Origin of the sequence: Tumebacillus avium (genome assembly GCF_002162355.1) — a bacterium.
Classification (GTDB): Bacteria; Bacillota; Bacilli; order Tumebacillales; family Tumebacillaceae; genus Tumebacillus_A; species Tumebacillus_A avium.
In genome coordinates this window covers 691,089-707,433 of sequence record NZ_CP021434.1, presented here as the reverse complement: position 1 = coordinate 707,433, position 16,345 = coordinate 691,089, and the positions used below count along the sequence as shown (strand labels likewise).

The window sequence follows — 16,345 nt, the reverse complement described above, 5'->3', positions numbered from 1 at the left end:
CGCTGTTAGAAAAAATGATGCGCGCCAAGAAGCCTGCCGAAACCAAACAAGGCATTCCGAAGCGCCAAAGCAGCGGGCCTGCGCCACTGTCGTTTGCCCAGCAGCGCTTGTGGTTCCTGGATCAGCTGACTCCGGGCAACTCGCTTTATAACATCCCGTACGCCCTGCGTCTGACAGGCGACCTGCACCGCGAAGCACTCACGCTTGCCGTGCAGGAGATCGCCGAGCGCCACGAATCCCTGCGCACCGTCTTTGCACAGGAAAACGGGCAGCCGGTGCAAGTGATCCAAAGCGGCACGCAGTTAACGATCCATTTCCAAGACCTGACACACCTTCCCGCTGCAGAGCGGGAGGAAGCGTGCCAGCGTCTTGTGCAGGCCGAAGCGTCCCATCATTTCGATCTGCAAAACGGCCCGCTCCTGCGCGTGGCTCTGCTCAAACTCGACGGGCAGGAGCACGTGCTGGTGATCACCCTCCACCACATCGTGTCGGACGGGTGGTCGACCGGCGTGTTTACGCGCGAGTTTGCCGCGCTGTACGAAGCGTTTTCCAAAGGGCAGTCTTCGCCGTTACAGCCGCTCGGCATCCAATACGCCGACTACGCCCAGTGGCAAAAAGACACCTTGGGCGGCGACGCATTGGACAAACAGCTCGCTTATTGGAAACAGCAGCTCGGGACAGCTCCGTCCGTCCTGCAGCTGCCGACCGACTTCCCGCGCCCGGCGGTGATGACGCATCACGGTTCGAAGATCGACTTCAAGCTGCCCAAGCAGTTGACCGAGCAGTTGAAGGCGCTTGGCGCAAAGGAAGGCGTCACGCTGTACATGACCCTGCTCGCCGCCTACAAAACGTTGCTCCACCGCTACACCGGGCAGGAAGACATCGCCGTCGGCTCGCCCAACGCGGGCCGCACCCGCAGCGAGATCGAAGGGCTGATCGGCTTTTTCATCAACACGCTGGTCTTGCGCACGGAGCTGGACGGAAGCATCTCGTTCCGCGAACTGTTGCGCCGCGTTTCCCAGACTTCGATCGACGCGTTTGCCCATGCCGACGTGCCGTTCGAAAAGCTGGTCGAAGAGCTCCAGCCCGAGCGCAACCTGAGCGTGCCGCCTCTGTTCCAAGTCATGTTCACCTTGCAAAACGCGCCGCTGGAGCAGCTGGAGTTGGCCGGGTTGTCGCTGGAACTGCTCGACATCGCCGGCGACACGGCGAAATACGACCTCAACCTCTCGATGGTCGAGTATGCGGACGACCTGCAAGGCTATCTGGAATTCAACACCGACCTGTTCCGTCCGGAGAGCGCCGAACGCTTCTTGCACCAGTTCCAAGCGCTGCTGCAAGGGCTGGTCGGCCAGCCGGACCTGCCGATCGGGCAGGTGCCGCTCTTGACCGAGCTGCAGCCGGAGTGGCATGGCGTCAGCAAAGCATTCGCCTCCGCAGGGCTGGTGCAGGAACGCTTTGCCGAGCAAGTTGCCGCAACGCCGGATGCGACGGCGCTGGTGTATGAGGATACCGCACTGACCTATGCGGAACTGAATGATCGCGCCAACTCCCTCGCTCACTTTTTGCAAGCGCAAGGCGTCGGGCCGGAGGTGCGCGTCGGGCTGTTCCTCGAACGCTCGCCGGAGATGATCGTCGCGCTCTTGGGCGTGCTGAAAGCGGGCGGCGCGTACGTTCCGCTCGACACGGGACTGCCGCAGGAGCGGATCGACTTTCTGCTTGAAGATGCCGGGCTGGCTCTGCTCTTGACGCAGGAGCATCTGCTGGGCAAACTGCCCGCGACGGCCGCCGCCGTCTGTCTGGATCGCGATGCTCAGAAGATCGCATCCCACAGCAGCGACAACCTGCCGACCCTCGCCACAAAACAATCGCTCGCTTATGTCATCTACACCTCCGGCTCCACCGGGGCACCGAAAGGCGTCGGGATCGAGCACGGCAACCTGCTCAACTACCTCGATGCGGTCACGGAAGCGCTGGAGCTGGAGCGCGGGATGAGCTGTGCGACCGTCTCCACGCTGGCGGCCGACCTCGGGAACACGATGGTCTTCCCGGCGCTGTGCTTCGGCGGCACCTTGCATGTGATCGCCCAGGAGCGCATCGCCGACCCGCAACTGTTGGCGGAGTATCTGGAAGCGCATCCGGTGGACTGCTTGAAAATCGTCCCTGCCCATCTCAGCGCCTTGCTGACTTCGGGGCAAAACGTATTGCCGTTGCAACGTCTGGTGTTTGGCGGTGAGGCTCTGTGTTATGAGCTGGTGGAAAAAGTGCGCCAAACTGCCCCTGACCTCCAGATCTTCAACCACTACGGCCCGACGGAAACCACCGTTGGCGTGCTGACCAACAAAATTGAGTCTGGGCAGCATGGCGCGACCGTGCCGCTGGGACGACCGCTCGCCAACGTGGAAGTCCACCTGCTCGACCGCTCCCTACAGCCGGTGCCGATCGGCGTGCCGGGCGAACTGTACATCGGCGGCGCACAGGTGGCGCGGGAGTATCTGAACCGCGCGGAGCTGACACAGGAGCGTTTTGTCAGCAACCCGTTTGGCGCAGGCAGACTGTACCGCACCGGCGACTTGGCGCGCTGGCTGACCGACGGGAAGATCGAGTTCCTCGGCCGCGCCGACGACCAAGTCAAAGTGCGCGGCTTCCGCATCGAGCCGGGCGAGATCGAAGCGATGCTCGCACAGCATCCGGCTGTAGAGTCGGCCGTCGTGCTGGCGGTGAGCGACTCTTCCGGCGAGATTCGTCTGGCGGCGTACGTCGCCGCAGCAGAAAGCGACCTGCCCGACGCATCCGTCCTGCTGCAAGACTTGCAAGGCAAGCTGCCCGACTACATGGTGCCGTCTGCACTGATCCGTTTGGCGCAATTGCCATTGACCCCGAACGGCAAAGTGGATCGCCGTGCGCTGCCCAAGCCCGATTTTTCCAAAGGAGGCAACGGCGGCGAATATCTGGCTCCGCGCTCGGAAGCGGAAGGCCTGATCGCCGGGATCTGGGGCGAGATTTTGCAGCGGGAATTGGTTGGCGTTCACGACAACTTTTTTGCCAGCGGCGGGCATTCGCTGTTGGCGACACAGGTGATCACGCGGATGCGCGACGTGTTTGGGCTCGACCTGCCCTTGCGCCTCTTGTTTGAACAGCCGACTGTGACCGGGCTGGCCCGCGTGGTGGAAGACGGGCTGAAGTCGGACGCGGTGCTGATTCACACCCCGATCCCGAAAGTCCCGCGCGACCGCCCCTTGCCGCTGTCGTTTGCCCAGCAGCGCTTGTGGTATCTGCAGCAGTTGGAGCCGACGAGCACGATCTACAACATGGTCTACCCGGCCCGCATGCAAGGTCAGCTGGACGTGTCTGCGCTGCAGCTCGCCGTCGATGAACTGGTCGCACGCCATGAAGCGTTCCGCACCGTGTTTGACGAGGTGGAAGGCGTTGGCGTGCAGATCATCCGCCCGGAGCTGCATGTGCCGGTCACAGTGACCGACCTGACCGGGCTGCCTCTGGAAGCGCGGGAAAGCGAAGCGGAGCGCCTGATCGCTGAGGAGACGGCCACGCCGTTCGATCTCGCGCAAGGCCCGCTCCTGCGCACGCGCCTGTTGAAGCTGGCGGAAGATGACCATATCTTTGTGTTTGGCACGCACCACACCGTCAATGACGGCTGGTCGCGGGCGGTGTTTACCCAGGAGCTGTTGGCTTTGTACAGCGCATTTGTGCAAGGCGAACCGTCACCTTTGGTGCCGCTCCCGATCGGTTACGCCGACTTCGCGGTCTGGCAGCGCGGGTGGATGCAAGGCGAGGTGCTCGACGCCCAGCTCGCCTACTGGCGGAGCAAATTGGGCGGCGACGTGCCGGTGCTGAACCTGCCGACCGACCATCCGCGTGCAGCCGTACCGAAATACCGGGGCAGCCATCATGCGTTCCAACTGTCCGCAGAGTTGTCCGCACAGGTGCAGAAGCTGTCGCGCCGCGAAGGGGCGACCGACTTTATGACCCTGCTCGCCGCCTTCCAGACGGTGCTCTACCGTTACACGGGGCAGGATGACCTGCTGATCGGCTCGGGCGTTGCCAACCGCAACCGTCCGGACATCGAAGGCTTGGTTGGCTTTTTCGTCAACTCGCTGGGCCTGCGCACCGACCTGTCCGGCAACCCGACGTTCCGCGAACTGCTTGGGCGCGTCCGGGAAGTGGCTTTGGGCGCTTTTGCCCATCAGGATCTGCCGTTTGAAAAATTGGTCGAAGAGCTGCAGCCGGACCGCGATCTGACCCAGTCGCCCCTGTTCCGCGTTGTCTTTGTCTATCAGAACACCCCGCAAGCCTCCTTTGAGCTGCCGGGGCTGACCCTGACGCAGATGGAGACGGAAGCGGGCACCAGCAAATTTGACATCACCTTGTTTATGGCGGAAAAAGACGGCGTGTTTGACGCGGTGCTGGAATACGACGCCGACCTGTACGAGCGGGAGACGGTGGAACGTCTGGCCGGGCACTTGCAAAATGTGCTCGGGGCGGTCGTCGCCCACCCGGAGCTGACGTTGGACGAAGTGCCCATTCTGCTGGAAAACGAGCGGCACCTGCTTCTGCAGGAATGGGCGGTGGAACACGCGCCGTTCCCGGAGGGTCTGACCTTCCCGGCGCTGGTGAGCAGACAGGCTGCAGAGACGCCCGACGCGACGGCGCTGGAATGCAAAGGGGAGGAGATGAGCTACCGCGACCTCGACGCCGGTTCCAACTCGCTCGCACGCTGGCTGCAGCAAAACGGGGTTGGGCACGGGACGTATGTCGGCGTGTCGATGGACCGCTCGTTTGAGCTGATCCTCTCCCTGCTTGGCATCATGAAGGCGGGCGGGGTGTATGTGCCGCTCGATCCGTCTTATCCGCTCGATCGCCTGACCTACATTTTGGGCGAGACAAAAGCGGAACTGCTGCTGACCCAGGAAGTGTATGCGGAGCAGTTTGCCGGTGCGGTGAAGCGCGTTGTGGCGCTCGACCAGCGCCGTGCCGAAGTGGCGGCGGTGAGCAGCGAGCCGGTGGCGAGCGTTGCGACCGAACGCAGCTTGGCCTACGCGATCTTCACCTCCGGCTCGACCGGACTGCCCAAAGGCGTCATGGTCGAACATCGCGGGCTGTGCAACTTCTCCGCGCATTTTGCTCAGGCGCTTGGCGTCGATGCGGGCAGCCGCGTGCTGCAGTTTGTCGCTTCGTCGTTTGACGTTTCACTCGGGGAGGTCTCCGTGGCGCTCGGCAACGGCGCGGCGTTGATTCTGGAAGACAAGAACCGCCTGCTGCCCGGCCCCGACTTGGCGGAGCTGCTCCGCGAGCGCCGCATCACGACTTTGATGACCACGCCGTCCGTGCTGGCGGCGACGCCTGCCCACGACCTGCCCGACCTGAAGGCGGTCGCGCCGGGCGGCGAAGTGTTTACCAAGGAGATCGCCGCCCGTTGGATGCAGGAAGGGCGGCACGTGCTGAACGCCTATGGCCCGACCGAGACCACCGTCGGCTCCTCGGTGCATGTGGTGGCGTGGGACCGTGACATCAACATCGGGCGGCCGCTGGCGAACACCGAGATGTACGTGCTCGACCACGCGATGCAGCTCGTGCCGATCGGTGTGCCGGGTGAGCTGTATATCGGCGGCGTCGCGGTGGCGCGCGGGTATCTGAATCGTCCCGAGCTGACAGCGGAGCGTTTTGTGCCGCATCCGTTTTCGGAAGACAGTGCGGCACGCCTGTACCGCACTGGCGACATCGTGCGCTGGCTGCCGGACGGCAATCTGGAGTTTGCCGGACGCGCCGACCATCAGGTGAAGATTCGCGGCTACCGCATCGAGCTGGGCGAGATTCAAGAACAGATCAACCTGCAGGACAGCGTGCTCGACTCGGCGGTGATCGTCCGCGAAGACGACGGCGGCCACAAGCGGATCGTTGCCTATGTCGTGCCGAAAATGGAAGAGACCACCGGCGGCACCGAACTGCAAAGCGAGCAGGTGTCAGAGTGGGAGGAGATGTTCGACTCCTACTACACCTCGTACACGGCGCAGGCGGAAGACTCTGGCGCGGAGACGTTTAACATCCTCGGCTGGAACTCCTCCTACAGCGGCGAAACTCTGCCCGAAGTGGAGATGCGCGAATGGCTCGACCACACCATCGCCCGCATTCTGGAGCAAAGTCCGGGCCGGACGATGGAGATCGGCTGCGGCGCAGGTTTGATCCTGTACCGGGTAGCGCCGCATGCGGAGTTGTTTGTCGGAGCCGATTTTTCGAAAAGCGCGATCCAGAGCCTCGACCGCTACATGCAGACCGCGCCGGAAAAATACGCCCATGTCCGCGTGGAAGAGCGCGTGGCGGACGATCTGACCGGGGTGGAAAGCGACTCGCTGGACACGATGATCATCAACTCCGTCCTGCAGTACTTCCCGAGCATCGACTACCTGCTGCGCGTGATTGAAGGCGCAGTGGACAAAGTCGCGCCGGGCGGTCGCGTGTTCCTCGGCGACGTGCGCAGCCTGCCGCTGCTCGACGCGTTCCACAGCTCGATCGAGCTGTTCAAGGCGGATGAGCATACGGACTGCGACACCCTCCGCCAGCGCGTGCAAACGGCGGTGGAGCGCGACGGCGAGCTGGTCGTCGACCCATCGTTCTTCCACGCCTTGCAAGGCCACCTGCCGAAGATCGGCCGCGTGCAGATCCGCCCGAAGCGCGGCGTGCACCGCAACGAGTTGACGGCATTCCGCTATGACGTGATCCTGCACATCGGGGACGATGCAGTTCCGGCAGATGTGATCTGGACGGACTGGCAGCGCGAAGGCATGACCTTCAGCCGTTTGCAAGAACAGTTGGCAGCGGCAGCCGGACTGCAGGAGCAACTGGCCTTCTCGCACATCCCGGATGCTCGCATCGCCGAAGCGGTCCGCGCCGCCGAATGGCTCAGCCGCGACGACAAGCCGCAGACGGCAGGCGAACTGCGCCAACTGCTCCAAGCGGAGCGCGGCGAGACGGCCGTGGAGATCGAAGACCTCTATAGGCTGGAAAACTTGGGCTGGCAGGTCGAAGTGACCCGCCCTGACTCCCGCACCGACGGCACGTTTGACGTGCTGTTCACCCGAGCGGGCAGTGCGGTGCAAACGCAGACTCAGCCTGTATTACGCAAAGAGCGCCGACTGGCTTGGCACCGCTACGCCAACAACCCGTTGCACGCCAAGTTCGCACGCTCGCTGGTGCCCGAACTGCGCGCGCATCTGGAAGCGGCGTTGCCCGACTATATGATTCCGACGGCGTTTGTCGTGCTGGAATCCCTGCCGCTCACCCCGAACGGCAAAGTCGACACGAAAGCCCTGCCCGCCCCGCAGCAGGCTCGCATCGCGGCGGAAGAAACCTATGTCGCGCCGCAAAGCGAAGTGGAGCAGACCTTATCGAAAATCTGGGCCGGGGTGCTGGGACTGACCCAGGTCGGCGTGCATGACAACTTCTTTGAACTGGGCGGCGACTCGATCTTGAGCATCCAAGTCGTCTCCCGCGCCAAACAGGCCGGTCTGCACTTTACGCCGAAACAGCTCGTCGAGCACCAGACGATCGCAGGTCTGGCCGCAGTGGTCGGCACCGAAGCGCTGGCCGACGCCGAGCAGGGCCTGATCACCGGCGACCTGCTCCCGACACCGATCCTGCACTGGTTCCTCGACCAGCAGCAGCCGGAACAGCACCACTGGAACCAATCGGTGCTCTTGGAAGTCCGCGATGAGCTGGACGGAGATCGTCTGGCCGAAGCGTTGTCGCAGTTGCTCCTCCACCACGATGCGCTCCGCTTGCGCCTGCGCGAAGATGGCAGCCTGTATTTTGCAGAGAGCGAAGCGGCAGCACTGTTGGAAAAAGTCGACCTGTCGCAGCTCGCAGACGCGGAGCAGCCGGCCGCACTGGAGCAACACGCCAACCGCGTGCAGGCGAGCTTGAGCCTCACCGAAGGGCAGCTGCTGCGTGCCGCTCTGTTCGACCTCGGCGCGGATAAGCCTGGCCGCCTGCTCGTCGTCATCCACCACATGGCGGTGGACGGCGTGTCGTGGCGGATTTTGATGGAAGACTTGCAGACCGCGTATGCCGGACAGCCTCTTCCGGCGAAGACAACTTCGTTTAAGCACTGGTCGGAAGCTCTGCACGAATTTGTGCAGGACGGCGGTCTGGATGCTGAGATCTCCTTCTGGAACCGCATGGGACATGCACCGCAAGGTCTTCCGCTCGATCATGAGCAGGGTGAAAACCGTGAAGACACGGCGAAGAGCATCACGCTACAGCTTGCTCAAGCCGAGACTTCCGCTTTGCTCCATGACGTATCCGGCGCCTACAACACCGGCATCAACGACTTGCTGCTGGCGGCGCTGGCCGAAGTTTTGACAGCGTGGAGCGGGCAGGATGCCGTGCGCGTCGACCTCGAAGGGCACGGGCGCGAAGAGCTGTTCGCAGGCGTGGACATCTCGCGCACCGTCGGCTGGTTCACGTCGCTGTACCCGATTTTGTTGGAGAAAGGCGGCGCGAACGACACGGGCGCGGTGATCAAAAGCGTCAAAGAACACTTGCGCCAGATCCCGAATCGCGGCGTTGGTTACGGCCTCTTGCACTATCTGCGCGGGATGGAGCCTGTGCCTGCTGCCGATATCTCCTTCAACTACCTCGGCCAGTTTGACAGCGACCGCAGCGAAACGCAGTCCCTGTTTGGCCCTGCTGAGGAGTCGAAAGGGTACGACCGCAGTCCGAACAGCATCCGTCCGTATCCGCTGGGCGTCGGCTGCTCGATCTCCTCGGGGCAGCTGTCGGTGACGTTCTCCTACAGCGAGAACCTGCACACCGCCGCCACCGTGCAAGAGCTGGCCGTGCGCTATCTCGCGGCGCTGACCGCGATCATCAGACACTGCCAGGACCCGGAGGCGGGCGGATACACGCCGTCCGACTTCCCGGATGCGGAGCTGTCCGCGTCCGACCTCGATCAATTGATCGCGCGAATCAGTGCGAAAGGAAAGTAGGGAGCTCATGAGAATCCACAACCTCGAAGATATTTTTCTTTTGACACCGCTGCAGCAGGGGATGCTCTTTCACACGCTGATGGAGCCGGAGTCGGGCGTGTATTTCGTGCAGTTTCGTCTGGGCATCGAGGGCAACCTCGACGCGCAGGCGCTGCAGGAGGCATGGCAGGAAGTGACACAGCGCCACGCCGCCCTGCGCACCGAGATTCACTGGCAGGGGCTGGAGAAGCCGGTGCAGGTCGTCTACAAGCACGTTGACCTGCCGTTTGCCACACTGGACTGGCGCGGGATGACGGCGGAGGAGCGCGAGGCGCGTTTTGCCGAGTTTTTGCGGGAAGACCGCCGCAAGGGCTTTGAGCTGACCGCGGCGCCGTTGATGCGCCTGTGCCTGATCCGTTTTGCCGATGAGGTGCACCGGCTGGTCTGGAGCTCGCACCATCTGCTGATGGACGGTTGGTCGATGCCGGTCGTGATCCAGGAAGTGCTGGCCTTGTATCAGGCGAAGACGAAGGGGCACGACATTCAGCTGACCGAAGCGCGCTCCTACGGCGACTACATCCGCTGGCTGCGCCAGCAGGATCTGCAGGGAGCCGAGTCGTACTGGCGCGGCTTGCTGCAAGGGTTTTCCGCGCCGACTCCTTTGCCTTTGCAGAAGACGGTTGCCGAACAGCAAGGAGCCTCTTTTGAAAAAGCGGCGCTGGTGCTCTCCGTTCAGGACACGGAGCGGCTGCAATCGCTCGCCCGCAGGCACCGCGTCACGCTTGGCTCGTTTGTTCAAGCGGCGTGGGGCGTGCTCTTGGCGCGGTACAGCGGCGAAGACGACATCGTGTTTGGCGTGACCGTCTCCGGCCGCCCGGCGACGCTGCAAGGGGTGGAATCGATGGTCGGGATGTTTATCAACTCCCTGCCGATGCGGATGCGTTTGGAGCAGGACGACACGGTGGTTGCGCTCGTCCGCAAGCTGCGCGATCAGCAGGTGGACATGGGGCAGTATGAATACTCTCCGCTCGTGCAGGTGCAAAAATGGAGTCCGCTGCCCAAAGGCACCCAGCTGTTCGACACGCTGGTCGTCGTCGAGAACTATCCGCTCGACGCCTCCTTGCAGGAGCAGCAGAACGATCTGGAGATGTACCGCGTCGGCGAGCAGGTTGAATTCACCAACTACGGGATCAACCTGCAGGTGTCGCCGGCCGATGATGTGACGTTTGAGATTCACTATGACGGGGGCCGATTCGCGCACAGCATCATCGAAGGGATGCTCTGCCATCTGCAGGCGATCCTGCTGGCGATGATCGAGCGCCCGGAAGCGAAGGCGGCCTCTTTGCCACTGATTTCACGGGAGGAGCAGCAGGCCTTGTTGCAAAGCTGGCAGCGCGAGACGAAGCGTTTTCCGCAGGAAGCCTGCCTGCATGAGCTGTTTGAAGCGCAGGCGGCACGCACGCCGGAGCGGATCGCGGCGGTGTATGACGGGGAAGAGCTGACTTATGCCCAGCTTAACGAACGCGCCAACCGCCTGGCCCGCTTTTTGCAAACGAAAGGCGCGGGGCCGGAGCGGTTGGTCGGTTTGGCGGTGGAGCGGTCGATCGACATGGTGGTCGGCATCCTCGGCATCTTGAAGGCGGGCGCGGCGTATGTGCCGCTCGACCCGTCCTATCCGCCGGAGCGTCTGGCGTTCCTGCTGGAAGATGCGGAGATCGGGCTGCTCGTCACCCAGTCGCATTTGCTGGCGACATTGCCTGCGACCGAAGCGGACACGGTCTGCCTGGACCGTGATGCTGAGTGGATTGCAGAGAAGAGCGGAGCGAACCTTGGGGTGGAGATGACGCCGGACAATCTGGCGTACATCATCTACACGTCCGGCTCGACGGGCAACCCGAAAGGCGTGTTGATCCCGCACCGCAACGTCGGCCGCTTGATGGCGGCGACGGAGCACTGGTACGGTTTTGACGAACATGATGTCTGGACGTTGTTCCATTCTTATGCGTTCGACTTTTCGGTCTGGGAGCTGTGGGGGGCGTTGCTGTATGGCGGCAAATTGGTCGTCGTGCCGTACCTCGTCTCGCGCTCGCCGGAAGCGTTCTGCGAACTGCTCGCCCGCGAAGGGGTGACGGTGCTGAACCAGACGCCGTCCGCTTTCCGCCAGTTGATCGCCGCTGAAGAAAAATTGGATCTTGCTGGAGAGCTTGCTCTGCGCTATGTGATTTTTGGCGGGGAGGCTCTGGAGTTGCAAAGCTTGAAGCCGTGGTTTGACCGCCATGGCGATCAACAGCCGCAGCTGGTCAACATGTATGGCATCACGGAGACGACCGTCCATGTCACCTACCGCCCGATTGGGCTGGGCGATCTGGAGAGCGGCATCGGCTCGGTGATCGGCGAACCGATTCCCGACTTGGAGCTGTATGTGCTCGACGCCAATCTGCAGCCCGTTCCGGTCGGCGTGCGCGGCGAACTGTATGTCGGCGGAGCAGGTTTGGCACGCGGTTATCTGAACCGCCCGGAGCTGACGGCGGAGCGGTTTATCCCGCATCCGTTCGCGGAGGACGCTGCGGCGCGGCTGTATAAGACGGGCGACTTGGCCCGTTATCTGCCGGGCGGGGAGCTGGAATACCAAGGCCGCATCGACCATCAGGTCAAAGTGCGCGGCTTCCGCATCGAGCTCGGCGAGATCGAAGCAGCGCTCGCCAAGCACAAGGATGTCAAAGCAGCGGTGGTCATCGTCCGCGAAGACACGCCGGGCGACAAGCGTCTCGCTGCGTATCTCGTGATGCAGGAGGGGCAGGAAGTTTCAGTGAGCGAACTACGGGCGTTCCTGAAGGAAACCTTGCCCGACTACATGGTGCCAACGGCGTTCGTGTTCCTGTCTGCGTTGCCGCTGACAGCGAACGGCAAGACCGACACCAAAGCGTTGCCTGCGCCGAATCTGTCGGCCGACCGCCGCACCGCGTTTGCTGCGCCGGAGAATCTCGTGCAGGAACAGCTCGCCGCGATCTGGGCGGGAGTGCTGGGCGTGAATGCGGTCGGGATTGACGACAACTATTTTGAACTGGGCGGCGACTCGATTCTGTCGATCCAGATCTTGTCGCAAGCGACTGCAGCGGGGCTGAACGTCACCTTGCAAGACCTGTTCCGCTACCCGACGATTCGCGAATTGGCGGTGAAGGCGGAAGGGGGCGCAGGGCATGTTGTGGCAACTGCGCCGCGTCTGGAGCCGTTTGCTCTGGTCAAGGAAGCGGATCGCCAACTGCTTCCGGGCGGGCTGGCAGATGCTTATCCGCTGACCAAACTGCAGGCGGGGATGCTGTTCCACAGCGCGTTTACGGAAGACACCATCGCTTACCACAACGTGACCTCCTACAAGCTGCGCGGGGAGCTGGCGGTGGAAAAATTTGAGGAAGCCTTGGCCCGGCTCGTGCAGAACCATGCTGTTTTGCGCACCTCGTTTGACTTGACCGGGTACAGCGAGCCGTTGCAATTGGTACATGAGCGCGTCGACCTGCCGCTGGAGATCGTCGATCTGCGCGGGCGGTCGGCGGAGGAGCAGGCCGTTGTGTTGGAACGCTGGCATGCGGACGAACTGCAGAACCGTTTCGACTGGTCGCAGGCTCCGCTCCTGCGCGTCACTTTGCATCTGCTGGCTGACGACACCGTGCAGTTCGGCCTGACCGAGCACCACGCCATCCTCGACGGCTGGAGCGTCGCGTCCTTGCTGACCGAAGTGTTCCGCACCTATGCGGCACTCCTGCGCGGGGAAGAGGTGGCTGACCAGCCGCTGCAGGCGCAGTTCCGCGACTATGTCGCACTTGAGCAGCAGGCGCTGCAATCACCGCAGTCTGCGCAGTTCTGGCAGGACAAGCTCGCGGATGCGAATTTCGGAACTTTGCCGCGTTGGCCGATGACAGAAGGATTCCATGCTGTGGAAAGCAGTACGGATCACCGAAGCCGTCGGGACGAAAAGCCGGAAACGGCTCAGGCAGACGAAACACGTACGCCTGCTGACAATCGCCAGACCGAGCAGGCGGAAGCGAGCACGGCCCGGATCAGCTACGCGGAAGTCGCGATTCCTGAAGACGTGTCTGAGCAGCTCAAAGACTTCGCTCGCGTTGCGGGCGTGCCGGTGAAGAGCATCCTGCTCGCCGCCCATCTGCGGGTGATGAGCCTGCTCACCGGGCAGCCGGACGTGGTGACCGGTCTCGTCGCCGGCGGACGCACCGAGGCGGAGGACGGCGAACGCACCTTGGGTCTGTTCCTGAACACCTTGCCGTTGCGCCTGACTCTCGACGGCGGCACGTGGCTCGATCTCGTGCGCGGCGCTTTCTCCGCCGAACAGGAGATGCTCCCGCACCGCCGCTACCCGATGGCGCAGGTGCAGCAGGAGCTCGGCGGGCAACCCTTGTTCGAAGCCGCCTTCAACTACACTCACTTCCACGTCTACGAAGCCCTGCAGGAAGTGCAAGAAGTCGAAGTGGTCGACTTCCACGCCACCGCCGACACCAACTTCGCGTTTGGCGTGGAATGCTCGCAAGACCTGACCACCGCGCAGCTGAAAATGCAAGTTCGCTGGGATGCCTCCGAATTTGCCGGGGAGCAGATGCAGCGCGTGGCACGCTACTATGAATTTGCCCTGCGCGACATGGCGCAAGACCCGCAGGCGCACTATGCAAAAGCCAACCTGCTCAGCTACGACGAACACATGCTGCTGCATGGCTTTAACGATACGGCACGCGACTATGATCTCCAGCCGCTGCACCGCCTGATCGAAACGCAGGCCGCACGCACTCCGCAAGGGCAAGCGGTCATCTTCCGCGACACCGCGCTGACCTATGCCGAGCTGAACCAACGCGCCAACCGCCTCGCCCGTCTGTTACAGGCGCAAGGCGTCACACGCGGCTGTCTGGTCGGTGTGGCGATGGAGCGTTCCATCGAGATGGTCACTTCCCTGCTTGCGATCCTCAAAGCTGGCGGCGCTTATGTGCCGTTCGACCCGGACTATCCGGCCGAACGCCTCGCCTTCATGCAGCAGGACGCGACGCCGGAAGTGCTGCTCACTCAGTCGCACCTTGAAGACCGCTTCTCTGCGGCGAAAGGTAAGACCTTGTGTGTCGACCTGCTCGACCTGACCCAAGGCGCGGGTGAAGACCTCGCCGACGCGGCCGGACTGGACGATCCGGCCTACATGATTTACACCTCCGGCTCCACCGGCCACCCGAAAGGCGTTCTCGTCCCGCACCGCGGCATCGCGAACCGTCTGCTCTGGATGCAGGAGCAGTACGGTCTGACCCCGTCCGACCGCGTGATGCAGAAGACGCCGTTCTCGTTTGACGTTTCGGTCTGGGAGTTCTTCTGGCCGCTGATGACCGGCGCGGCGCTGGTCGTTGCGGAGCCGGGCCGACACGGAGACAGCCGCTACCTGCTCGATCTGATCAACGGGCAAGGGATCACGACGATGCATTTCGTGCCGTCGATGCTCCAACTGTTCCTGGAAGAGCAGGAGCTGTCCACGATCTCCACGCTGCGCCAGGTGATGTGCTCCGGCGAAGCGTTGCCGTACGATCTGCAGGAAAAGTTTTTCCAAAAGCTGTCCTGCCGCCTGCACAACCTCTACGGCCCGACCGAAGCATCGGTCGACGTCACCTACTGGGAGTGCGAGCCGGACAACGTCTTGAAGCTGGTGCCGATCGGCCGCCCTGTCGCCAACACGGCGATGCACGTGCTTGACGAACACCTCCTGCCTGTCCCGGTCGGGGTGGCGGGCGAGCTGTTCATCGGCGGCGAGCAGTTGGCGCTCGGCTACCACAACCGTCCGGAGCTGACGGCGGAGCGCTTCATCCAGACGCCGTACGGACGCCTGTACAAGACGGGCGACCTCGCCCGCTGGCTGCCAAACGGTGCGCTGGAATACCTCGGCCGTCTCGACTTCCAAGTCAAGATCCGCGGCTTCCGCATCGAGCTTGGCGAGATCGAGTCGGCGCTGCTCGCACACTCCGAGGTGCGTGAAACGGTGGTCACCGCGCTGGAGCAAAACGGCGACAAGCGCCTCGTCGGTTACGTCGTGCCTGCCGGAGCAATCAAGCTGTCGGCAAGCGATCTGCGCGCTCACCTGCAGACCACGCTCGCCGACTATATGGTGCCGTCCGCCTTTGTCGTGCTCGACCAACTGCCCTTGTCGCCAAACGGCAAAGTTGACCGCATAGCGCTTCCTGCGCCGGAAGGAGCGCAGAGCGACCGCGAGACGCCGTACCTCGCGCCGCGCACCGCCGCCGAGCAGACGCTGGCCGGCTTCTTCTCGACGCTGCTTGGCGTGGAGCAGGCGGGCGTGCACGACGACTTCTTCCATCTCGGCGGACATTCGCTGCTCGCCCTGCGTCTGATGGCGCTGATCGAGAAGGAATTTGCCCGCACGTTGCCTTTGTCCGTCTTGTTCGAGCACCGCACCGTGGAAAAATTGGCTCTGCTGCTAGGCGATCAAGAAGCTATGCAGTCCGCAACTTCTGTGCTGGTGCCGCTGCAAACGGAGGGAAGCTCTGCACCGCTCTTCCTCGTCCATGCGGTCGGCGGCGGCGCGATGAGCTACGTCGAGCTGGCCGACCAGCTGAAAGGCGAGATGCCCGTCTACGCCCTGCAAGCGCCGGGACTGGAAACGGGCGAAACGCCGCTCCGCTCGATCCCTGAACTGGCTGCACGTTATGCCGCCGAAATCCGCCGCGTGCAGCCACAAGGGCCGTACCGCTTAGGCGGCTGGTCCTTCGGCGGCGCGGTGGCATATGAGTTGGCCGCCCAGCTGAAACACGCCGGTCAGGACGTGGAATTTCTCCTGATGCTCGACACCTACGAACCGCGCGACGGCATCGGGGAAGCGGAGCCGAACCTCCTGCTCGCCTTTGCCGCCGACCTCGCCGGACAGCATGGCCTGCGTCCGACCGAAGAGCAGGCTGAAAGCTTCCACTCGGCACTGGTCGCCGATTCCGCAGGTCAGCACGATCTGAACCCAAACACAGTACAAGCGCAAGACTTCAACCCGCAAACGGTAGACGCCTTGTATGCTGCCGTGACTGCAGCAGGTATGCTTCCTGACCTTACACCGCAGCAGTTCCGCCGCCTGTACGAAGTGTTTAGCGCCAACCGCACCGCTTTGCAGGCATACCGTCCTTTGCAGTGCGACGTGCGCGTGGAGCTGTTCCAAGCATCGGAGCACGACCTTGGCTGGCAGGAGCTGGCCGACGTCACGGTGACCCGTCTCGACGCTGACCACTACTCGATCATCCGTGCGCCGCACGTGCAAACGATTGTGCAGCGCCTGTGCAAACAACTGGTCTAACGCACACAAACACAAAAAAGACTCTGCA

Annotated in this window: 2 protein-coding genes and 3 pseudogenes; all 5 read left to right on the top strand. The window is 62.9% G+C overall.

Annotated elements, in window-relative coordinates; all coding sequences use genetic code 11:
* Positions 1–14: 14 nt before the first annotated feature.
* Positions 15–4,559, top strand: a pseudogene (locus tag CBW65_RS25455) (amino acid adenylation domain-containing protein); the annotation flags it as partial.
* Positions 4,536–5,999 (top strand): annotated as a pseudogene (locus CBW65_RS25450) (non-ribosomal peptide synthetase); the annotation flags it as partial. The pseudogenes CBW65_RS25455 and CBW65_RS25450, both read left to right, overlap by 24 nt.
* On the top strand, positions 5,997–9,002 hold the full coding sequence (locus tag CBW65_RS25445) for a class I SAM-dependent methyltransferase (RefSeq protein WP_456300710.1): 3,006 nt from the start codon (positions 5,997–5,999) through the stop codon (positions 9,000–9,002). The pseudogene CBW65_RS25450 and the gene CBW65_RS25445, both read left to right, overlap by 3 nt.
* A gap of 7 nt (positions 9,003–9,009) precedes the next feature.
* Positions 9,010–12,156 (top strand): annotated as a pseudogene (locus tag CBW65_RS25280) (non-ribosomal peptide synthetase); the annotation flags it as partial.
* Positions 12,157–16,317, top strand: coding sequence for an amino acid adenylation domain-containing protein (locus CBW65_RS25275; RefSeq protein ID WP_408646547.1), 4,161 nt, complete (start codon positions 12,157–12,159; stop codon positions 16,315–16,317).
* The last annotated feature ends 28 nt before the right edge of the window (positions 16,318–16,345 follow it).

What these genes read in the sequence shown, in the direction of transcription:
- CBW65_RS25445 (WP_456300710.1), top strand. Translation starts at nt 5,997, where the DNA reads ATGTTCGACTCCTACTACACCTCGTACACGGCGCAGGCGGAAGACTCT.